The 21,488-nt window shown below is 62.2% G+C and carries 14 protein-coding genes; 10 read left to right on the top strand and 4 right to left on the bottom strand.

Annotated features, from left to right (window positions below; translation table 11 throughout):
* The first annotated feature begins 13 nt into the window (after window positions 1-13).
* From DDIC_RS03175 to DDIC_RS03150, 6 genes are all read left to right on the top strand, one after another.
* A complete protein-coding gene (locus DDIC_RS03175; protein WP_136399109.1) occupies window positions 14-1,198 on the top strand; it encodes a pyridoxal-phosphate-dependent aminotransferase family protein in 1,185 nt (394 codons plus the stop codon).
* 110 nt (window positions 1,199-1,308) lie between these two features.
* A complete protein-coding gene (locus tag DDIC_RS03170) occupies window positions 1,309-1,623 on the top strand; it encodes a DUF1844 domain-containing protein (RefSeq protein ID WP_136399108.1) in 315 nt (104 codons plus the stop codon).
* A 97-nt stretch (window positions 1,624-1,720) separates the two neighbouring features.
* Window positions 1,721-2,776: an N-acetyl-gamma-glutamyl-phosphate reductase gene (gene argC / locus DDIC_RS03165; RefSeq protein ID WP_136399107.1), complete on the top strand. Its 1,056-nt coding sequence runs from the start codon at window positions 1,721-1,723 to the stop codon at window positions 2,774-2,776.
* Window positions 2,777-2,977: 201 nt separating this feature from the next.
* A complete protein-coding gene (gene hypD / locus DDIC_RS03160; protein ID WP_136399106.1) occupies window positions 2,978-4,069 on the top strand; it encodes a hydrogenase formation protein HypD in 1,092 nt (363 codons plus the stop codon).
* Window positions 4,069-5,073 (top strand): hydrogenase expression/formation protein HypE, encoded by a 1,005-nt coding sequence (gene hypE, locus DDIC_RS03155; protein WP_136399105.1) that lies wholly within the window; start codon window positions 4,069-4,071, stop codon window positions 5,071-5,073. Before hypD ends, hypE begins: the two co-directional genes overlap by 1 nt.
* A gap of 83 nt (window positions 5,074-5,156) precedes the next feature.
* Window positions 5,157-5,348 carry a hypothetical protein gene (locus DDIC_RS03150; RefSeq protein ID WP_136399104.1) on the top strand — a complete coding sequence of 64 codons (192 nt, stop codon included), beginning with the start codon at window positions 5,157-5,159 and terminating at the stop codon, window positions 5,346-5,348.
* A gap of 120 nt (window positions 5,349-5,468) precedes the next feature.
* On the opposite strand, the gene DDIC_RS03145 is transcribed toward DDIC_RS03150, so the two are convergent.
* From DDIC_RS03145 to DDIC_RS03130, 4 genes are all read right to left on the bottom strand, one after another.
* The gene (locus tag DDIC_RS03145) at window positions 5,469-6,263 is read right to left on the bottom strand and encodes an ATP-binding cassette domain-containing protein (protein ID WP_136399103.1); all 795 of its coding nucleotides are present in this window, start codon (window positions 6,261-6,263) and stop codon (window positions 5,469-5,471) included.
* Window positions 6,253-6,954, bottom strand: coding sequence for a GTP-binding protein (locus tag DDIC_RS03140; RefSeq protein WP_136399102.1), 702 nt, complete (start codon window positions 6,952-6,954; stop codon window positions 6,253-6,255). Before DDIC_RS03140 ends, DDIC_RS03145 begins: the two co-directional genes overlap by 11 nt.
* Window positions 6,942-7,958, bottom strand: a complete 1,017-nt coding sequence (locus tag DDIC_RS03135) for an ABC transporter substrate-binding protein (RefSeq protein WP_136399101.1) — start codon at window positions 7,956-7,958, stop codon at window positions 6,942-6,944. Before DDIC_RS03135 ends, DDIC_RS03140 begins: the two co-directional genes overlap by 13 nt.
* A gap of 173 nt (window positions 7,959-8,131) precedes the next feature.
* Entirely contained in the window at window positions 8,132-9,397 is a 1,266-nt protein-coding gene (locus DDIC_RS03130; protein WP_136399100.1) for an Nramp family divalent metal transporter, read from the bottom strand.
* Window positions 9,398-9,789: 392 nt separating this feature from the next.
* On the opposite strand from DDIC_RS03130, the gene DDIC_RS03125 reads away from it, so the two are divergent.
* The 4 genes from DDIC_RS03125 to DDIC_RS03110 all read left to right on the top strand — a co-directional run bounded on the left by DDIC_RS03125 (window position 9,790) and on the right by DDIC_RS03110 (window position 21,473).
* Window positions 9,790-11,880 carry a methyl-accepting chemotaxis protein gene (locus tag DDIC_RS03125; protein ID WP_136399099.1) on the top strand — a complete coding sequence of 697 codons (2,091 nt, stop codon included), beginning with the start codon at window positions 9,790-9,792 and terminating at the stop codon, window positions 11,878-11,880.
* A 273-nt stretch (window positions 11,881-12,153) separates the two neighbouring features.
* Window positions 12,154-14,334 carry a polyphosphate kinase 1 gene (gene ppk1, locus DDIC_RS03120; RefSeq protein ID WP_211088889.1) on the top strand — a complete coding sequence of 727 codons (2,181 nt, stop codon included), beginning with the start codon at window positions 12,154-12,156 and terminating at the stop codon, window positions 14,332-14,334.
* 167 nt (window positions 14,335-14,501) lie between these two features.
* The gene (locus DDIC_RS03115) at window positions 14,502-15,422 is read left to right on the top strand and encodes a hypothetical protein (protein WP_136399098.1); all 921 of its coding nucleotides are present in this window, start codon (window positions 14,502-14,504) and stop codon (window positions 15,420-15,422) included.
* A 309-nt stretch (window positions 15,423-15,731) separates the two neighbouring features.
* A complete protein-coding gene (locus tag DDIC_RS03110) occupies window positions 15,732-21,473 on the top strand; it encodes an alpha-2-macroglobulin family protein (RefSeq protein ID WP_136399097.1) in 5,742 nt (1,913 codons plus the stop codon).
* The last annotated feature ends 15 nt before the right edge of the window (window positions 21,474-21,488 follow it).

Raw genomic sequence — 21,488 nt, 5'->3', positions numbered from 1 at the left:
ACAAGGATTTGCCATGCTGAACAAAGTTCGCCTGCTCACCCCCGGCCCCACGCCTCTGCCGGAGCGCGTGCGGCTTGTGCTCGCCAAAGATATGATCCACCACCGCAAAAGTGAATTCAAAGCCGTGATGGGCAGGGTTCAGGAACGCCTGCGCGTGCTGTTCGGCACGAGCGATGTGGTGCTGCCCCTCTCCTGTTCCGGCACCGGAGCCATGACGGCGGCGGTGTACAGCCTGTTTACCCCCGGCCAGCGCGTGCTGGTGGTCGAGGGCGGCAAGTTTGGCCAGCGCTGGCGCGAAATTGCCGTCTCGCGCGGCCTCGAAACCACAACCATCGAAGTGCCGTGGGGCGAAGCCGTTGACCCGCAGGCAGTGGCGGCGGCCCTCAAGGCCGACCCCGGCATTGCGGGCGTGCTTGTCCAGCATTCCGAAACATCCACCGGCGTGCTGCACCCGGTTGAAGAGATAGCGCGCATCACGAGGGACACCGACACCCTGCTGCTGGTGGACGGCATCTCCGCCGTGAGCCTGGCCCCCTGCCCCATGGACGAATGGGGCATCGACTGTCTGGTCACCGGCTCGCAAAAGGGCCTGATGCTGCCCCCCGGTCTGGCGCTGCTGGCCCTTTCGCCTCGCGGCTGGAAGCGGGCCGAAAGCGTCACGCCCGGCTGCTTCTATTTTAACCTGCCCAAGGAAAGGGTCAAGATCGCGCAAGGCCAGACCCTGTTTACCTCGGCGGTAAACCTTGTCGTCGGCCTGGACGAGAGCCTTGAAATGCTGCTCGAAAACGGCCTTGAAGCCATCTACGCCAAGCAGTGGGCGCTGACCATGCTGGCCCGTACCGGCGTTGCCGCCATGGGCCTTGACCTGTACGCCAAAACCCACTTTGCCTGGGGCATCACCAGCGTGATGCTGCCCGCTGGCGTGGACGGCACCGAGGTGCTGCGCATCGCCATGGACAAATACGGCGTGTGCATGGCTGGCGGGCAGGATCACATGAAGGGCCGCATGGTGCGCATAGGCCACATGGGCTGGGTTGACTGGGCCGACCTGGCGGCAGGCCTGCACGCCCTTAACCGGGGCATCATTGAAGCCGGTGGACACTGCGGCTCGCGTGACTATCTTGAAGAAGCGCTGGCCGCCTACCGCGCGGCGCTTGCCGGCAAACCGGGGCAACCCCTGAACCTGATCCACAGCTAGGCATTGCGGCCCGCCAGCCCTTGCGCTGGCGGCAAAAGCTTGTATGTTTGACAGAAGCACGCGGCGCAAGCTGCTGGTAGCGTAACCGATTTACGAGCCACGAGGTCGCCATGAGTGACAACAATTGCGGTTGCAAGGCCGATGGCCCCATGCCCGAAGTGACGTTTTCAACCTTTGTCATTTCACTGGCGTCGTCGGCCCTGGTGCATCTGGGCGAAGTGCCGAACCCCGAAACCGGCGGCACAGAAACAAACCTGCCCCTGGCAAAGCACAGCATCGACGTGCTGGAAATGCTGCGGGCCAAGACCGAAAACGGGCTGGAAGAACAGGAGCGTCAGCTGCTGGAAAGCATCCTTTACGAACTGCGCATGAAGTTTGTAATGAAGTGCGGCCCGGACTGCGCCTGCCAGTCAAAAAAAGCCTGAGGCACCACGGGGCGGCCCTGCCCGGCGCGGCATTACCGCCATGCGCCGCGCGGCCCCGTCACTACCATTGACCATACAGTTTCAAAGGATCAGCGGCATGAAGACAATCAATGTGGGTCTGGTGGGTATTACCGGCTACGCGGGCATGGAACTGACGCGGCTCCTAGTCAGCCACCCGTGCATGCGCCTTGCCATGGCCTGTTCGCGGGCCGAATCGGGCAAGCGGCTGGGCGATTTTTATCCTTTTCTCAACCACCTGCCCGGCGCGGATGTGGTTATCAGCGTTTTTGACCCGCAAGAAGCCGCCCGCCAGTGCGAAATAGTCTTTCTTGCCGTACCGGCGGGAACAGCCATGGACATGGCCGAGCCGCTGCTGCGCGCCGGGGTCAAGGTTGTTGACCTGTCGGCGGACTTTCGCCTGCGCGATCCCGAGACCTACGCCGCGTGGTACAAGCGCGAGCACGTGTGCAGCGACCTGCTGCACAAGGCCGTTTACGGCCTGCCCGAGCTGTACGCGGCTGAAGTCGCCAAGGCCAAACTGATCGCCAACCCCGGCTGCTACCCCACGTCGGTGATTCTGGGGCTGTACGCCGCCATCAAGAACGACCTTGTTTACACCGACGACATCGTGGTGGACGCCAAATCAGGAGCCACCGGGGCTGGGCGCAAGGCTGTTGTGCCCACGCTGTTTTGCGAGGTCTCCGACAACTTCCGCGCGTACGGCCTGCCCACGCACCGCCATACGCCCGAAATCGAGCAGGAAGTGTCGCTGCTGGCCGGGCATGACATCCGCATTTCGTTCAACACGCACATTTTGCCCACCAACAGGGGCATCCTGTCCACTATTTACACCAAGCTCAAAAACCCCGCGACCAGCCTGGACGAGGTGCGCGAGGCCTTTACGGGCACCTGGGCGCACAGCCCCTGGATACGCATACTGCCCAAGGGCTCGCTGCCCGAAACGCGTTTTGTGCGCGGGAGCATGTTCTGCGACCTCGGCCTTGTGGTAGACCCCCGTACAGGGCGGCTCATTATTATTTCGGCCATCGACAACCTGTGCAGAGGAGCTTCGGGGCAGGCCATGGCCAACGCCAACCTCATGTGCGGGCTGCCGGTGGGCGCAGGCCTCGATATGCTCGCGCCGCTGGCATAGAAACGTTTTGCATTCAGGGCACGGCAGAAAGGCTTTTTATTCCTGCATGATGCAGCTCATGCGCAGCAGCGGTAAAAAGCCTTTCGCCATGCGGCAAGCGCCCAACGGGGGCCTGACTGGCCCAACTGGCCCGGACATTGAGCCTAACATGCAGCAGCAGTTTTGCCCGCCCCCAGGCGGGCTGCAAAAAAAGGAATGCCCATGCAGCTGGAAACCGCCTTTCAGAACCCGCAGTTGTGCCACAGTCTTCTGGACCGCCTCAACCGTGCCCTTGATGACCGCAGCATGCGCTTTATGGAAGTGTGCGGTACGCATACCGTCGCCATTTTTCAAAGCGGCCTGCGCTCGCTGCTGCCCGCTGCGGTAACCCATCTCTCCGGCCCCGGCTGCCCGGTGTGCGTCACCCACGATGCCGAAGTGGCGGCTTTTCTTGATCTTGCCGGGCGCGACCGCGTTATTGTGGCCACCTTTGGCGACCTTTTGCGCGTACCCGGCCCCGGCGGCCTCACCCTCAAGCACGCCCAAGCGCAGGGCGCGCGGGTAGAAATTGTCTATTCGCCTCTGGACGCCCTTGCCCTTGCCGCAGCCAACCCCGGCGATACGGTGGTTTTTCTGGGCATAGGCTTTGAGACCACGGCCCCCACGGTGGCGGCCACACTGTTGACCGCCCAGCAGCGCAAGCTGAAGAACTTTTGCGTGCTCTCGCTGCACAAGCTTGTGCCGCCCGCCCTGCGCATATTGCTTGAAGACAGCCAGTGCGGCGTAGAGGCCTTTTTGCTGCCGGGGCACGTCTCCACTATTCTCGGGCTGGAGCCTTACGCCTTTCTGGCGCGCGATTTTCACGTTCCCGGCGTTGTGGGCGGCTTTCAGCCCGCCGATATTCTGCTGGCGCTCTGCCTTATGGCCGAGCAGATGCGCGACAAGGCCCCTGCGGTGGTCAACGCCTACCCCCGCGCGGTGGACGACACGGGCAACCCCCGCGCCCGCGCCCTGCTGGAGCAGTTTTTTCAACCGGCGGACGCCCTGTGGCGCGGCATCGGCTGCATACCGCAGAGCGGCCTGACCCTGCGCCCGGAATATGAGAGCATGGACGCCATGAAGCGCCTTGACCTCACCCTGCCGGACGTTCCCCCCCTGCGCGGCTGTCGTTGCGGCGATGTGCTCAAGGGGCGCATCACCCCGCCGCAATGCCCGCTCTTTGGCAAAAAATGCACGCCCGCAAACCCGGTGGGGCCCTGCATGGTTTCCACCGAGGGCAGCTGCGCCGCATACTTCAAATATTCGGAGCGATAATGGACGATTGCCTTCTTCTTGATGCGGGCAGCGGCGGCAGGGCCTCCCAGCGCCTCATTACCCAGTGCTTCATGCGCCATTTTGCCAATCCGCTGCTGGAACGCATGGACGACGCGGCGCTTTTGACCGACCTCACGGGGCCGCTGGCCATGAGTACCGACTCCTACACGGTCACGCCGCTGTTTTTTGCCGGCGGCAGCATCGGCAGCCTTGCCGTGCACGGCACGGTAAACGACGTGGCCATGCTGGGCGCACGCCCACGCTACCTGAGCTGCGGCTTTATTCTTGAAGAAGGCCTGTCCCTCGAAACCCTGGAGCGGGTGGTGGCCGACATGGGCGCAGCCGCCCGCGAGGCCGGGGTGAGCATTGTGACAGGCGACACCAAGGTTGTACCGCGCGGCGCGTGCGACAAAATATTTATCAATACCACCGGCATAGGCCAGGTTTTTGCCTCGCCCGCGCCTTCTGGGCACAATGCCCGGCCCGGCGACGCGGTACTGGTCAGCGGGGCCATGGGCGACCACGGCCTCACCGTCATGGGCAGCCGCGAGGGGCTCTCGTTTCTCACCGACGTGGCCTCCGACTCCGCCCCGCTCAACCATATGATTGAAGACATCATCAACACTGTGGGCGAGGTGCACGTGCTGCGCGACCCCACCCGCGGCGGCCTTGCAACCACCCTCAACGAAATTGCCGAGCAGTCGCAGGTGTCCATCGTGCTTGACGAGGTCAGCGTGCCCGTGCACGAGGCCGTGCGCAACGGCTGCTCCTTTCTTGGCATGGACCCCCTGTATCTGGCCAATGAAGGCAAGTGCATCTGCATCGTGCCCGAGGCCCACGCCGAGGCGGCCCTTGCAGCCATGCGCCGCTCGCCCTACGGCAAGGAGGCCGCGCGCATCGGCTCCGTGGCCGAAGGCAAGGCGCAGGTAGCGCTGCAGACCAGCATAGGCGGCCGCCGCCTGCTGGGCATGCTGGAAGGTGCGCAGCTGCCGCGCATCTGTTAGCGCAGCTTTTTACGGGGAAGGGCCTTTACCCTTGTCCCTGGCTCAAACCATTGCAGGCAGCCGCCTGCCTGAAAGGAAAAAGCATGGATTCCACCTACCAGCGCGCCATGACCGCAGGAGTTACCCCGCAGATCTTTTCCACCATGGTCAGCAATGCGCAAAAGGTGGCCGAAGCTTTTGCCGGTTCCGGCTCGCCCAGCGCGGATGCCGACGGCATTGCCGCCGTGTTCAAGCGTATGGTGGTCGCGCAGATAGAAATGTTTGAAAAAAACTAAACGAGTTTTCACAGCATATGCAAAGGCAGAGGCCGTCCCAGGGGACGGCCTCTGCCTTTGCAATTCTGACCTGTTGCAGGCGAAAGCAGTTTGTGCGCCATTGGCGCCCCGTCCAAAGTCTCACCAGCCGTCCGCCCAGGGCGACATATCCGCCCCGACGCGCAGGGCGTTGCGCACCTCCGACCACTGGCGTTCCATGGCTTCCAGCCGGGCCAGCAGGGCGTCCTCCGCCGGGGTGCGGGCCAGCACTGCGGCCACAGCCCCCCGCTTGAACACCAGCCGCCGGTCCGCCGCCAGGGCCAGAACAGGGTCGTGGGTGGCCATGACGATAATTTTGTCCGAGGCCAGCAGCAGCTCAAGGGCCTTGCGCTTGTCGACCCCGGCGTTTTCTATTTCGTCGATGAGCAGCACGGGCGACCAGCTTAGCAGGGCCGTATCGGCTATCATCAGGGCGCGCGATTGCCCGCCCGAAAGCTGGGTGAGCTGGGTACGGGCATAAAATGGCTCGCCAGCAAGCTCGTTGGCAGCCTCAAAGACCCGTAGCGCTGCGCCCTCCGGGTCTGCCACCTCGCGGCTCAGGGCATGCGCGCGCAAAAAATCCATCACGCCCATATCAAGCACAAAATTCATGTTCTGGGTCAGCTGGGCCACCAGCCGTCCCTGCAGGTCAAAACGCGTATCCTCGTCCGGCGCGACGCCGTTGAGCAGCACGGTACGGCCTGTGGGGGTGTCGCCAGCGGCCAGCGATTCGATATCTCCCAAAAAACGGCTTTTGCCCGCACCGGTGGGGCCCAACAGAGCCGTAATTTCACCGGGGCAAAATTGTATCTGCATTTTTTCCGGCTGGCCCCTCTTGTCGCGCCCTGGGGTCAGGCTCAGGCTGTTCAGGGCAAGCTCGATATTTTCACGCTCCATGGCCGCCTCCAAAGTCCGCCTTTTTAACGTTGCCCTTCTGGTAACGCGCGCCAATGCGCATTTCGCTCAGGCAATACGAGCAGATGGCGGCAGGCATGGCAAAACGCAGCCGCATGTCGGTTACAGAGGCAATATCGGGCGCAACGGCCATGATGGAGGCCAGCTCGGCGCAGCCCTGCCCGGTCAGGCCGTTCACGTGCCTGATCACGGCCCGCTGGTTCATCTGCCGGATGCGGTAGCGGTACACCTCGCGCTCGGCCTGCGAAACCAGGTCGCCCTTGGTGACAGCCACCACGTCTGCCAGCCGCAGCATGGGGCCGATTTTTTCTGGCGCATCTATGCCCATAAGGTTGTCGATGACGCACAGGGCCAGAGCCCCGCGCAGATGCGGCGAGCAGCGGTTGCACAGGCCTGCGGTTTCGATGATGCAGATGTGCGCCCCGGTTTCCACAGCCCAGGCAAAGGCCTCTTCCAGGTTGGTGGCAAAAAAATGGTCAGGGCACAGGCCGCCGGAAAGCGCCACGGAAACGGGGATGCCCGCCGCCCCGTACAGCTCGTCGTCGCGGCTTTGCAGGCAGTCAAACTTGATGACCGCACAGCTGACGCCACGGCTTTTGAGGCTCGCGCCCGCCTTGACCACCAGCGAGGTCTTACCGCACGAGGGCGGCCCCGCCACGGTTATGAGCCGCATGCCGCACCCGCCTGCAACCGGCGGAACTTGAGGGCCAGGATGTCGCGCAGGCTGTTGACGTCGTTGTTTTCCACAAAATCCCAGCCCACCCATTTGAGACGCGCGTGGCGCGGCAGGCGCGACGGACGCGAGCCGTCCATGGGGATAAACCAGGCCGCGCTGTCAATATCGCCAAAGCCGTTGGCAAAAAAGTCCAGCATCGGGGCCAGGCGCTGTCTTTCCGTCTTTTTGGCCAGCAGGTAGAGGGGGCTTGCCGCTGCGCCGTCCTCGGGCCAGACGACTTCCACATGTTCGGGCAGTTTGGTGCTCTCGGCAAAAAACAGCGGGATAATGAATATGCCCCCGGCATCGGGCGCGGCGCTGCCGCATACCTTTGCCATGCGCGAGGAGTGCATGAAGCTTTTGATATTTGCGGCCAACCCTGTGACGCCAGGCTCGCCATAGTCCTTGTACTGGTTGAGCAGCACGGCGTCGGCCATATCGTCGCCGTCGCCGCACATGACGATTTGCCCACGGTAGCGCGGGTTGGTCAGGTCGGCCCAGTTTTTGGGCGCGGGCAGACCATCCAGCTTTTTATGATCCACCAGAAAGATATAGGGAGTCACGCCGTAGATGGTATAGGCCCCCGCCGGGTCGACCAGACCGGCCTCGGCATACAGGGGGTTGAGCACCCGGGGCTGCACGCTTTCAAAAACGCCTGTGCGCACAAAACGCCGCACAAATTCGCCGCGCCAAAAGTCGCCATAGCCGATGGAAGCAATAACTGCAGGCAATCTGGCGACATCCGTCTCCATATACAGGGGGTCGTAGGGGTCCACCGAGGTGCAGCCCATGGGAATGTGAGTTGCCAGCGCAGGGCTTTGCGTCTGCGCAATGGCTTCTATGCGCTCCTTGACCACCAGCTTGACCGGGCAGGGAGCGTAGAGCAGCAGATCCGCCTTGCCGGGGGCTGGGGTTTCGTCTGCCTGCTGCAACGACTGCATGAGATGCTCGAGCCTTTTCATAGTGCCTCTTTCCGCAAAAAGTTTGGGGGCCGGTTAAGAAGCAGCAAAGAGCATGCCGTCTGTTAACATTTATAACAAGCTTGATTTAAAGATATTTTACAGAACAGGCACGCCGCATGGGTGAACAATATTGTACTACGACACAATATTGTTCACCCGCAAAACAGTGTTGCCTACCCAAGCGCGCTGGCAAGCAGCATAAGATTGAGCGCCGTTACAATGCCGGTCAGCACGTAGAGCAGCAGTTTTGTGCCCTTGCCGTTGGCGTATTTGCCCATAACCTTGGGGGAGGAGGTCAGCGCCACAAGCGAAACCATGGTGATGGGCAACTGCACCGAAAGCGCCATCTGCGAAAGCAACAGCCCCTTGAAAGGATCGCTGGTCAGCCAGATGAGCACCAGGCCGCAGCCCAACGAGCCCACAATCCCCGTGATACTGTGTTTATCCTTGGTATTGTAGGGTTCCCCAGCCATGCCAGAGGTCATGATGCCCCCGGCCATGCCCGAGGTGACAGAGGAGGCCACGCCCGCAAACAGCAGGGCCACGGCAAAAACCCCGGAGGCACCGTCGCCCAGCAATGGGCGCAGCAGGTCCCTGGCCTGTTCCAGCTCGGTGACCTGCTGGCCCGCCACCCAAAAAACCGCAGCGGCAAGAATGATCATGGCGCTGTTGATGGCCCAGCCCACCAGCATGGCAAACAGCGTGTCAAAAAACTCGTAATCAAGCCTTTTTTTGATAAAGGCTTCGCCCTCAAGGTGCCACTGTCGACTCTGAATGATCTCGGAATGCAAAAAAAGATTGTGCGGCATCACCACCGCGCCCAGCACGCTCATGATCACCAGCATGGAGCCATGGGGAAAACTGGGTGTAACCCAGCCCACGGCGGCCTGCGGAACCCACCCGGCGGGCACAAGCCACAATTCGTACAAAAAGGCGATACCGATCAGCGATACAAAGCCGATAATCCACTTTTCCACCTTGTTGTACGAATTGAGCAGCAGCAGACCTGCCGCCAGCACAGCGGTGAGGGTAGCCCCAATGGGCAGGGGGATGGAAAACAGCATGCGTAGGGCAATGGCCCCGCCAAGTATCTCGGCCATGCTGGTCATGACCGAAGCGCCAAAGGCGGAGAGCAGCACCAGCCGCCCGATGCTGCAGGGAAAATACTCGGTTATGGCCTCGGCCATGCACCTGCCTGTCACAATGCCCAGATGCGCGGCATTGTGCTGCAGTACAATAAGCATGAGGGTTGACAGGGTCACCATCCACAGCAGCGAGTAGCCGTATTCGGCCCCCGCCGCCAGATTGGCCGCCCAGTTTCCGGGGTCGATAAAGCCCACTGTCACCAGCAGACCCGGCCCGACAAATTTTAAAAACTCCTCGCCGCTGCGTGCAATGCCCGACACCGTGCACGCGCTCCAAAAATTCTTTACGCCCATGCCTACCTTCCAGATATATTATTTTGGATACCCAGTTGCTGTATCGACCTTGTTTCTACACTACGCCGCCAAGCCCCGCAGGCCGCGCCAGCTCAGGGGCAAACCGCGCAGGGCATGAGCCGCTGGCTGCAGCTGCCGTAACCGGCTATGCAGCATCTTGCCCAAAGGTATATGCAGTGGCGCACGCAGGCAAGAGACCCTTGCAATCGGCGTGCGGCAACGCTTGCAAGGGATATGCAAATTATTTATGTAAGCCGCCTCCCCCCTACATGGTCAGCTGGTTACATTTGTGTTTCATATATTAAGTTTCCGAAAAACTGACCGATAGCTCAGCTATGAGTCGGGTCCGCCAGACCGTCGCCCGTCCATCTTTAGATTGCGCAGGAGCGATTATGACTATCAGACTGCGGGTTATCCTTGGTTTTCTTCTTACCATTGTCGTCATGGCTGCAGGAACCCTGCCGGTCATGGTCAAAACCATGCGCGACAACGCGGAGGAAAGCTACCTTGCCAATGCCTCCACCCAGCTGCTGCTTATGAGCAACTATGTGGAAACATTCATCAGCGGGGCGGAACGCGATGTGGCCCTTCTGGCCCAGGAGCCCTACATTGCCGAAGCTGTCGGGCTTTTTCCCAATTTTTCCAGCACCAAGGAAGCCGATGTTTTTTCACGCGCCGATCTTTCGGTAGACGCGTTTAAAACCGTGCAGCCTCTTGTGCGCCTGGACGAAGGCTCTGAAGACTATGTGGAAGTCTACGCCGGCTATACCGACGGCAGCTACGCAACTTCAGCCGACAATACCAAGGTTCCCGCCGGGTACAATACCAGCAAGCGCCCATGGTACACGCAGCGCGCTGCCTCCGCGCAAAAGGTCGGTCTGGCCGACAGCTACCTTTCCATCACCGGCGAGCTGGTCGTGGCCATCACGCACAAAATGTTTTCGCGCAAGGGCGACTTTACGGGCGTGCTTGGCATAGACGTGTCGCTCAACGGTCTTTCCCAGCGCTTTACCGAGCTCAACTTTGGCAAAACCGGTTACTTCATGCTGCTTGAAAACACGGGGCGCATCCTCTGCGACCCGCGCGACAAAAATCTGACCGGTAAAATCATCGGCAAAGATATTCAGGATCCAGGCCTGGTCAGACTGTTCGGCATGAAAGAAGGCTCGGCAAGCACGCAGGTCAACGGCCAGGAGGTTCGTGCCAGCGTGCGCACAACGCCCCACGGCTGGAAGATCCTCATGCTGCAGACCGAGGATGAAATTTTTGCGGCAACCAATTCGGCCATACGCGCCAGCGTGGTCATATCCCTGAGCGTGGCTCTGGTCATGCTGTGCATTGCCTGGGGCATTGCGCGTTCCATCAATCGGCCCCTGAACCTTATTGTCAGGGAAGCCGACAAGATCGCCACCGGAGATCTTGACGTCAACCTTGACGCCCGGCTGTTTTATGGCGAACTGGCCGAGCTGTACGCCGCCCTGCTCAACATGGTCGGCAACCTGCAGGAAATGATCACCACCTCGCGCCAGCAGGGCGAGGAAGCGCAGCATCAGGCCGCGCTGGCAAAAACCGCCACCGAGCAGGCCGAAGAAGCACGTCGGCAGGCAGAAAACGCCCGCCGCGAAGGCATGCTCGCCGCCGCCGAACAGCTTGAGGAGGTGGTCAAGGTTATTGCCTCGGCCTCCAACGAGCTTGAGGCGCACATAGGTCAGGCCAACCACCTTTCGGGCGAGTCCGCCCTGCGGCTGGGCGACGCCGCCACCGCCATGAACCAGATGAACGCCACCGTGCGCGAAGTGGCAAGCAACGCTTCCGCCACCTCGGGCATGTCCGACCAGACCAGGGCCAATGCCGAAAACGGCGAAAAAATTGTGCGGCAGGCCCTGGAGAGCATCGGCCGCGTACACTCCGTCTCTCTGGCGCTCAAGGACGACATGGGCACGCTCAATGAGCATGCCCAGGCAATCAGCCGCATCATGAACGTCATTTCGGACATAGCAGACCAGACCAACCTGCTGGCCCTCAATGCCGCCATTGAGGCCGCGCGCGCTGGCGAGGCCGGGCGCGGTTTTGCCGTGGTGGCCGACGAAGTGCGCAAACTGGCCGAAAAAACCATGGCGTCCACCAACGACGTGGGCAACGCCATCACGGCCATCCAGCAGAGCACGGCCAAGAGCGTGGGCAGCATGGACAACGCGCTCGAGCAGGTTGAAACAGCCACGACATTTGCCAACAAATCCGGCGAAGCCCTGCGCGAAATCGTCAACAACGCCCTCTCCACAGCCGACCAGGTGAGGGCCATTGCCACGGCCAGCGAGGAACAGTCCGCCACCAGCGAAGAGATCAACAAGTCCATCGTCGAGGTCAACGACCGGGCCGAGCAGACCGCGCACGCCATGAACGCCGCCTCAGGCGCTGTGGCCGACCTTGCCGAGCAAACCAAAAACCTCGGCAACCTTGTGGCCGACATGAAGCGCGGCTAGGCCCGCACCTCTTTTGCCTGTCAGGGCGTCCGCTTGTGCAAGGCGGACGCCCTTTTTTTTGCGCTGTCAGCCGCTGCCGTGCGGCATGTCTGCCCCATATCTGCCGCATTTCAGGGCTCATTTCAGGGCGCACTTCTGCCGCATACCCGGCCACGCAGGGGCGCAAAGGCTGCGCCACGGCACATAACTGTAACAATTACATTTTACATATCAACTGTAAGCATTGGCAATTATTGCCCTGCGGCCTCACGTACATGCCATTGGGAGCACACCATGAAGCCTTCGGCTATTATGAATAACAGGGAACTGAGCTGGCTCAGCTTCAACGAGCGCATCTTGCAGGAAGCCCGCGACCATTCCACCCCGCTCGTCCAGCGGCTGCGCTTTCTCGGTATTTTTTCCAGCAATCAGGATGAGTTCATCAAGGTTCGCGTGGCTTCGCTGGTGCGCCTTACCCGCTCAAAAAGCAGAATCAAGCCGCTGCTCATGGGCGGCCTGACGCCGGACGAGGCGCTGCAGCGCGTCAACGACAAGGCCGCCGCCGCGCAGAGGGCCTTTCGCGAAACCTACGAGGAAGTGCTGGACGCCCTGGAGCACGAGGGCATACGCGTGCGCGACGAAACCCAGCTCAGCGAGGGGCAGGATGCGTTTTGCCGGGGGTATTTCGGCGATGTGGTCTACCCGCAGCTTGTGCCGCTGATTCTCAACAAATCCGCCAGACTGCCTTTTTTGCAGGACAGCCAGATATACCATGCCGTCAAGATGGAATCCACCGCCGCGCCCGGCAAATGCCGCTACGCCGTGCTGCGCATCCCCGTCAACGCGGCCTGCCCGCGCTTTGTAAAAATGCCCTCGTCGCCCGGCTGTCACGACATCATTTTTGTGGACGACATTATCAGGCTGTGCCTGAACAACATTTTTTTCATGTTCAATTACGACCGCATAACGGCCTATACCTTCAAGGTCATGCGCGACGCGGAGCTGAGCCTCGACGACGACGTGTCCAAAAGCCTGATCGAAAAAATGGAAGAAGGCCTGGAGCACCGCCTGCGCGGCCGCCCTGTGCGCCTCATCTACGACAGGGCCATGCCCGAGGATCTGCTGTTTTTGCTTGCCTCAAAGCTCAACCTCAAACCGGGCGAGCTTGACCCCGGCGCGCGCTACCACATGATGCGCAGCCTCATGAATTTTCCACGCGTGCGTCCCGACCTCGAAAACGCCGTCATGCCCGCCCTGCAGCACCCGGACATCAAGCCTTTTTCCAGCATACTCAAGGTCGTGCGCACCAAGGATATTTTGCTGCACTTTCCCTACCACACCTTCAACCACGTGGTGGAATTTTTGTGCGAGGCGGCCATCGACCCCAAGGTTACGGATATTTCCATAACCCTGTATCGCACGGCTGACCACTCGCGCATCATCAACGCCCTGATCAACGCCGCGCAAAACGGCAAAAACGTCACCGCCTGCGTAGAGCTGATGGCCCGTTTTGACGAGGAGCGCAACGTCAAAAGCATCGACATGCTGCACCAGGGCGGCGTGCGCGTTATCCACGGGCTCAAGGACCTCAAGGTGCACAGCAAGCTGATACTCGTGGAGCGGGCCGACGGCGGCAAAAAAGCGGGCTACGTCTACATAGGAACCGGCAACTTTAACGAGGACACCGCCAGACTTTACAGCGACATGGGGCTGCTGACCGCAAACCCCGGTTGCGCCGAAGACGCGCGCACCATTTTCAATTTTCTCAATGCCTCGCACAAGCCTGTTTCGTGCCGCGAGCTGGTGGCTGCGCCCCAGTGCATGCGGTCCTTTTTTACCCACTGCATCGAGCGTGAGATACGCAACGCCCGCGCGGGCAAAAAGGCCTTTATCCACGCCAAGCTCAACAGCCTGACCGACGAATCCATGATCCGGCTGCTCTACCGGGCCAGCAAGGCCGGGGTGGACATACGGCTTATCGTGCGCAGCGCCTGCTGCCTCAACCCGCAGGTGCAGGGGCTCAGCGAAAATATCCGCGCCATCAGCATTGTGGATAAATTTCTTGAGCATGCGCGCATCATGCTGTTTTGCAACGGCGGCAACGAGCTGGCCTATATTTCAAGCGCCGACTGGATGCCCCGCAACCTCGACCGCAGGCTTGAGGTGGCCGCTCCCATCCATTGTCCGGCCATACGGCAGACCCTGCGGGATATTTTTGACATCCAGTGGGCCGACAACGTCAAGGCCCGCATACTCGACGGTTCGGGCGCCAACAGGTACAGCAAGGGCGAATCTGCGGTTCCCTGCCGCTCGCAGACAGTGCTGCACGACTACTACAGCCGCAAGGCTTTGCAGGGCATACAGGCCCAGGCGGCAGCCGAGCCAAAGCCCAAGCCGGTCAAAAGAAAGCGCCCCTCGGCCCCCAAAGCCCTGCCGAAGGCGCAGGCCCAGGCGGCGCAGGTTGCGGAACCGTAGCGCTGCCCGCGAATATAGCCGCCCTGGGGCGCAGGTTTTTTGCTGTCCCCTCCCGCAAAAATCAGTGTATATTCACGCGGTCTTGGTGTAGGGTTGCTGAATGGCGCCTGAACGCGCGCCGTTATTACCGCCAGGCAATTTCACCAACTGCCGCATGAGGAGACAGAGTGAAACCCAGCATGCTTGCCGCCGTTGATGTGGGCTCAAACGCCATCCGCTTTCTCATCAGCAATGTTGAAGAGCTGACCCCGGACAAGCCCGTCAAAAAAAACGCCTATCTTCGCATTCCCATCCGTCTGGGCACAGATGTTTTTCTCTACGGGGCAATCTCTGAGCAAAAGCAGACCGCCTTTCTCGACGCCATGACAGGCGTTGCCCACATCATGCGGGCCTACGGGGTGGACCACTACCGCATATGCGCCACCAGCGCCATGCGCGATGCCGCCAACGGACAGGACATCATGAATCTGGTGCGCGAAAAAACAGGCCTGCGCATCGATATCATCACCGGGCTTGAAGAAGCGCAGATTCTCTTTAACGCCAACGCCCTCGCAAGATATACCGATGTAAACAGCGCCCTGTACGTGGATGTGGGCGGGGGCAGCACAGAGGTTGTGGCCCTGCGCGACGGCAAACTGCAAGAGGCTTTTTCATTTCAGCTCGGCACGGTGCGCATCCTCGCCAATGCCGTAGACCCCGCAGAAAAAGAACGGTTTCGCACCGAGATGCGCAGATTGGGCCAGACCTACGCGCCGGAATGCGTCATCGCCTCGGGCGGCAATATCAACAAGGTTTCAAAGCTGCTCGAAAAACGCGACGGCAAGCCCGTGGGCGCGCCCGAGCTGCGCGCCCTCTACAAAGACCTGCTGGGCCTTGCGCTTGAAGAACGCATGGAAAAATACGGCCTCAACGCCTACAGAGCAGACGTCATCGTACCTGCGCTGGACATATTTTTGGGCGTTGTGGACATGTCGGGCGCAAAGCAGATGGTCATCCCCAAGATTGGCCTTGTGGACGGCATCATCCGTCACATGTGGCTCAATGCCGACAATCTCGCTGACCGGGCCTGCCCCAAAGCGCCCCATTAGCCGTCCTGCGGGCTTTGCCTGCCAGCAGCGGCCAGCTTTTGCTCTCTTTCTTTTACGGTTTGCGCCTCCCCCCGGCGCAAGCTGGCACTAATCCCCCGCGTTGCTCCCCGCCTGCACCAGTTTGCCGCTCGCCGGGTCCCTGCCGTAGACAAATACTGCCGAATCCGGCATTCATAGCCTAAAGGCTTGTCACCGCCCAGCGCTGGCTGCCCTTCCGCTTATCAGCCCATATTCCCACGTGTTTTGCAGCGTACCGGCACCAATGCCGGGGTGTCCGACACTGCCCTTTCACCGCACCGCGGAGGAATCATGCCGTCTACGCAACTGCGCTTCCTGCTTACCGTTCTGGCTGTTTTTCTGTACGCGGCCCCCGCCATGGCCGGGCCAGCCTACAGGGTGGCTGCGCCCAGCTCGCCCCAGGAAGACAACTGGCTGCGCCGCGAGGGGTTTTCCATAACCTTTCAGGTGGATGAAGCCCGCTGCAAAAAGGAATACGGCGCGGACTGGTCGCGCCAGTGCGCCTCCGCCCCTGCCGGGGAGGAGGGCCGCGTGGTGGAAGGCGTGCGCATGACCCCGCCGGTGGCTGGCGTATGGCGCTGGATGGACGATGCTACCATGGAGTTTACGCCCAAGGAGCGCCTCGCTCCTGACACGCGTTACGCCATCTCGCTCGAAAAAATGGCCCTGCCGGGGCGTTTTTCGCTCAAGCGGCAGGCGGTGTACGCCACGCAGCCCCAGGCAGTACGCGTGGGCAAAGAGACATTTTGGATCGACCCCTCGCCCAAGGGCGCGCACGCCGTATCAGTGCCCTTGCGCTTTCTCTGGCCGGTGGCCGCGCAAGACATGGATGGCCGCATATCCATTGCCCCCAGCGACCCCAAGAGCGGGCTGGCTCTGGGCGAGCCCCGTCTGGTGTGGAACGAGCGCCGCGACGAGGTGGTGGTTACCGCACCCGTTACGGCCCTGCCGGAAAACAACGCCGCAGCGCGCATCAGCATCAAGGGCCTGCCCGCCTTTACCGAAGCTTCGGGCAAGTGCGTGGTTGCCGCGCCCAAAAAGGACGCCAAAGCTCCGCAGAATGTGGAAGCCATGTTTTCCATCACTGGCCGCGCCCGCCTGATGGATGTGGTCAAAATCACCATCAGCCCCGTGTACGACGACAAGCTGGACAAAAAATTTCAGCTGGAGGTCAAGACATCCCTGCGTGTGCTGCCCACCGAACTGCTGCGCAAGCTTGAACTTATCCAGTTGCCCCGCAAGCTCACCGCCGAGGCGGGCAAAGACGCCGACTGGTCCAAGATGCCCGCCGTCAGCGCCGAGGATGTCAAAAACGGCACGCGCCTCAAGCCGGAGCTTATGCAGGCCGCCGACGAACCAGCCGACCGGCTTCTGCTGCGCATCCCCGCCGAGTCTGGCCGGGGTCTGCTGGCCGCCGTGGACAAGGGCCTGCCCTCCACCGCCGGGCCGCAGACGGCGCAGGTACGCCGTTTTATCATGACCGTGCCCTCGCTGGGCAGGGAAGTGGACTTTTTGCAGCCCGGCAACGTGCTGACCCTGAGCGGGCAAAAAAAACTGGATATTTACGCCACCGGCCTCACATCCGTGGTCTGGCGGGCCGAACGCGTACGCGATCCTTTTCTTGCCCTCGCGGCCAGGGAATCTGGCTTTCAAACGCCTCCCACAGACATGGACGTCATGAGCGACGCTGTGGAGGGCCGACTGGAGGTACGCAAGGAGCAGCCCGGCACGTCGGCCTTTCCCGTGCTGGATCTGGCCCCGCTGCTGCGCGGCGGCAAGGAGCCCATGCACGGCCTCATGCGTATGGAGCTGACCGGCTACGACGGAGACAAATCCGTTGCCTATGCCTCGCGCATGCTGCTGATTACAGATATGGGCCTGACCGTTAAAACGGCCGGCGACGGCGCGCGCACGGTTTTTGTGCAGCACCTTGGCACGGGCAAGCCCGTACAGGGCGCCGAGGTGCGCCTGCTGGGCGCAAACGGCCTGCCGCTGCAAAGCGCCGTCACCAACGCCCAGGGCCGCGCCGATCTGCCGCCCGCCAACGGCCTTGAACGCGAAAAACGCCCCGTGGCCGTGGTGGCCCTGGCCCCCGCCGCAGGTAAAACCGCCGAGGCTGGCAAGGATGCAGCCCCGCAGGATCTGGCGTGGCTTTCGCTCGACGACGCCGCCCGCATGGTGGATTACAGCAACTTTGCCATTTCTGGCCGCCACACCTCAGCCGACGGCCTCAGCTCCTCGGTTTTCAGCCAGCGCGGCATCTATCTGCCGGGCGAAACCCTGCACTTTGGCTGCATTGTACGGCGCTTTGACTGGCAGCCCATGCCCGCCGGTCTGCCGCTTGAGGCCGTGCTGGTCAGCCCCACCGGCGCGGAGGTCATGCGCCGGGCCTTCACCGTGGGCGACGACGGGCTCAATTCCTTTGACTGGTCTTGCCCTGTCGACGCGCCCGTAGGTTCATACCAGCTTGACGTGCGCCTGCCCGGCGGCAACGCCCGCTCCGGCGCTTCGCCCGTGCTGGGCAACGCCCGCGTGCGCGTGGAGGAATTTCAGCCCGATACGCTGGCCCTCGCGGCCTCCTTCAGCCCCGCCGCACCCAAGGGCTGGATACGCACAGGGCAGGACGCCCCGGCTGTGGTGGCCCAGGCGCGGCTCGACAACCTGTATGGCGAACCGGCAGGCAACCACCGCGTGCAGGCGACCCTGCGCACGGAAAAAAGCCGCCTGCACTTTGCGGGATTTGAAGACTACACTTTTTACGAACCTGCGGGATTTGAGGGCGAAGGCCAGTCGCAGGACCTGCCCGCCGCCTTTACCGACAGCAAGGGCATAGCCTCGTTTGCGCTGCCGCTGGGCAGGCTGCAGGCAGGCACGCTGCGCGGGGCCGTGCAGATCGAAGGCTTTGAACCCGCGGGCGGCAGAGCCGTGACGCGCCAGCTTGACGCGCTGTTTTCGCCGCTGACGATGGCCCTTGGCTACAAGCCCGAGGGCGAGGTCAACAACCTCGACTACATCCCGCAAAACGCCAGGGCATCGTTGCACCTGCTGGTGCTGAACAACGACCTTGCGCCCGTCACGCTGTCCACGGCCGAAGCCGTGTTCTCCGCCCGGCGCTACGTCAACAGCCTGGTCACCGACTCGCGCGGCGAATACCGCTACGACGCCACGCCCGTGGATACGGAGCTGGCCCGCACAAGCCTTGATCTTGGCGCGCAGGGTCTCTCCCTGCCGCTGCCCACGACCGACGCCGGTGATTTTCTGCTTACCGTGCGGCAGCCCGACGGAGCCGTGCTGGCGATTATTCCCTATACCGTGGCGGGCAACCGGCTGGCCCAGCCTTCGGCTCTCTCCGCCGAATCGCTGGCCAGGGGCGATCTGCGCCTCAAGCTTGAAAAACAGCAGTACGCCCCCGGCGAAACCATCAAGATGCGCCTTTCCACCCCCTATGCGGGCGCGGGCCTCATCACCATCGAGCGCGAGAACGTCCTGACGCAGGCATGGTTTACGGCCCAGGCAGGCGAAAGCGTGCAGGAGATACGCATTCCCGACGATTTTCAGGGGCGCGGCTACGTCAACGTGTCATACGCCCGCTCGCTGGATTCGGACGTTATTTACATGAAACCCCATGTGGTGGCCGTGGCCCCGTTCATGTCGGGCATGGACCAGCGCGACATGGGCCTTGCCCTTACCGCGCCAGCCCGCGCCCTGCCGGGCGATGCCGTCACGGTGCGCCTGACCTCCCGCGTACCGGGGCGGGCGCTGATCTTTGCCGTGGACGAAGGCGTGCTGCAGCTCACCGGCTTTACCACTCCAGATCCGCTGCGCGACCTGCTGGGCGACAGGGCGCTGGATGTGGAAACCATGCAGATCTTTGACCTGCTCATGCCCGACCATGCTCGCCTGCGGGGCCGTATCCCCGGTTTTGGCGGCGACATGTCCGGCCCCGGCGGGCGCTTTCTCAACCCCTTCAAACGCCGGGGCGAGCCGCCCTTTGCCCTGTGGCAGGAAATCGTGCCCGTGGACGCCAACGGGACGGAAGTACGCTTTACCGTACCGCAATACGCCAGCGGCAAAATACGCATCATGGCCGTGGGCAGCACGGTTCCCAAACAGGGTAATGCCCAGGCTGGCAGAACCGAAGCATCCATGGAAGTGCGCGGCACGCTTATTCTCAAACCTCTGCTGCCCCTGGCCGCAGCCCCCGGCGACGAATTTGACGGGGCGCTGGTGGTGGCCAATACGGTGGAGGGCAGCGGCCCCGGCACGCGCATACGCGTGAGTATGGAGAGCGCCTCCGGCGGGCTGGCCTTTGTGCAGCAGCCCGCCCCGCAAACCGTCGCTGTGGACGAAAACGGCGAGGCGACCGTCAACTTCCGCATGCGGGCGCAGGATACGCTGGGCGAGGCTGCGGTGCGCTTTACCGCTAGCCTTGAAGAACCCAAGGATGTCAAGACCGGGGCGGTAAAACCCGGCGCGGACAAACCTGTCGTCCGCACCCAGACGGTTTCCATCCGTCCGCCAGTACCCTGGCTGCGCACAGAGACCGTCACCCCCCTGCGCGGGCCCGCGACCGTGGACGTGCAGCGCACGCTGTACCCCTACGAAGCCAAGGGTCAGGCCAGCGCGGGGGCCATGCCCGTGCTTGCCCTGCGCTCGCTGCTTGCCCGCCTCAACACATATCCTTACGGCTGCACAGAGCAGCTCATCAGCCGCGCCATGCCCTATGCGGCCCTGCTGGGCGCGCCCGAGGCGCGGCACGAGGTGCTGCGCAACCCCAACCTCAGCCCCGAGACCCTGCTCAAGCAGGGCAACGCGGTTGTCAGCGCCGCGCTCTCGGCCATCATGGGCAACTTTACCCAATACGAAGGGGTAAGCCTGTGGCCCGGCAGCACGGCCAACGACTTTGTCACCGCCTACGCGGCTGACTTTTTGCTCACCCTGCGCGACAGCGGAACCGTCACGCCCGAGGGCCTCTCGCAGCATCTGCTTGATACGCTCGAATCCATGGTGGGCCGCTCGCCAACCGACATAGCCGACGCCCGCGTCAAACTGTACGCGGCGTGGATTCTGCAACGCGATGGCCGCATCATGACCCAGGACCTGGAGCGCCTCGAGCAATGGCTCAAGGACAATACCCGTGGGTGGGAAACCGACATAGCCGCGGCCTTTCTTGCCGACAGCTTTGACATGCTGCGCCTGCGCCGCCGGGCCGAGCAGCGTATGCCCGCAACCATTGCCCGCTGCGACGACAGCTTCATGAGCAACGGCGCCGCCAGGGCGCTGCATGCTCTCATGGTGGTGCGGCACTTCCCCGAAAAGAAAAAACAGTTGCGTATGGACGACCTGCTCGACAGCGCCTTCAGCACCGATGCCACCACTGTGGACATGGGCCTTGCAGCCAGAACCCTGCTGGCCATGGGGGATGCCGCCGCCGTCAAGACAGACAGCCTGCGGCTGACCTGCCAGCAATATGCGCAGGGCTTTACCCCGGCGGAGGCCCCGGCCCAGCCCCTTGGCGGCGCACTGGTGCTGGATGCGCCGGGTTGCACCCGCTACCGGGTGGAAATGCCGCAGGGCGAGCCCCTGCTCAGTCTGCTGACCACAACCGAGGGGTTTGACCGTACGCCCATGAGCGAATCCGCCAGCGGCATCAGTCTGCAGCGGCGTTACGTTGATTCCAGGGGCGAAGCCGTGACCACGGCAAAACTCGGCGACGTGATCACGGTTGAGCTGGCCGTGCAGGCGGCCAGCGAGATCAGCAACGTGGTGCTGGTGGATCTGCTGCCCGGCGGCTTTGAGCCTGTGCTGGAAAAGACCGGCCAGAGCCAGCCGCAGGATGGATTGGTGCGCTACGAACGCCGCGAGGACAGGGGCATCTTCTTTGTGGACCTGAACGGCGACCGCCAAACCTTTACCTACAAGGTGCGGGCGGCCTCGCGCGGGCGCTTTGCGCTGCCCGCCGCCACGGCGGAGGCCATGTACAACCCGGCAGTCAACGCCCGCACGGGCGGCGGAAATGTCTCGGTCGAATAGCCCTCTCGCCCGGCT

This window comes from Desulfovibrio desulfuricans (assembly GCF_004801255.1).
GTDB classification, from domain to species: domain Bacteria; phylum Desulfobacterota; class Desulfovibrionia; order Desulfovibrionales; family Desulfovibrionaceae; genus Desulfovibrio; species Desulfovibrio desulfuricans_C.
Note: the sequence above shows the minus strand (reverse complement) of the source record. Positions and strands in the feature narration are given on the sequence as shown.

Coding starts and splice junctions, on each gene's coding strand:
- DDIC_RS03175 (WP_136399109.1), top strand. CDS start 14: ATGCTGAACAAAGTTCGCCTGCTCACCCCCGGCCCCACGCCTCTGCCG.
- DDIC_RS03170 (WP_136399108.1), top strand. CDS start 1,309: ATGAGTGACAACAATTGCGGTTGCAAGGCCGATGGCCCCATGCCCGAA.
- argC (WP_136399107.1), top strand. CDS start 1,721: ATGAAGACAATCAATGTGGGTCTGGTGGGTATTACCGGCTACGCGGGC.
- hypD (WP_136399106.1), top strand. CDS start 2,978: ATGCAGCTGGAAACCGCCTTTCAGAACCCGCAGTTGTGCCACAGTCTT.
- hypE (WP_136399105.1), top strand. CDS start 4,069: ATGGACGATTGCCTTCTTCTTGATGCGGGCAGCGGCGGCAGGGCCTCC.
- DDIC_RS03150 (WP_136399104.1), top strand. CDS start 5,157: ATGGATTCCACCTACCAGCGCGCCATGACCGCAGGAGTTACCCCGCAG.
- DDIC_RS03145 (WP_136399103.1), bottom strand. CDS start 6,263: ATGGAGCGTGAAAATATCGAGCTTGCCCTGAACAGCCTGAGCCTGACC.
- DDIC_RS03140 (WP_136399102.1), bottom strand. CDS start 6,954: ATGCGGCTCATAACCGTGGCGGGGCCGCCCTCGTGCGGTAAGACCTCG.
- DDIC_RS03135 (WP_136399101.1), bottom strand. CDS start 7,958: ATGAAAAGGCTCGAGCATCTCATGCAGTCGTTGCAGCAGGCAGACGAA.
- DDIC_RS03130 (WP_136399100.1), bottom strand. CDS start 9,397: ATGGGCGTAAAGAATTTTTGGAGCGCGTGCACGGTGTCGGGCATTGCA.
- DDIC_RS03125 (WP_136399099.1), top strand. CDS start 9,790: ATGACTATCAGACTGCGGGTTATCCTTGGTTTTCTTCTTACCATTGTC.
- ppk1 (WP_211088889.1), top strand. CDS start 12,154: ATGAAGCCTTCGGCTATTATGAATAACAGGGAACTGAGCTGGCTCAGC.
- DDIC_RS03110 (WP_136399097.1), top strand. CDS start 15,732: ATGCCGTCTACGCAACTGCGCTTCCTGCTTACCGTTCTGGCTGTTTTT.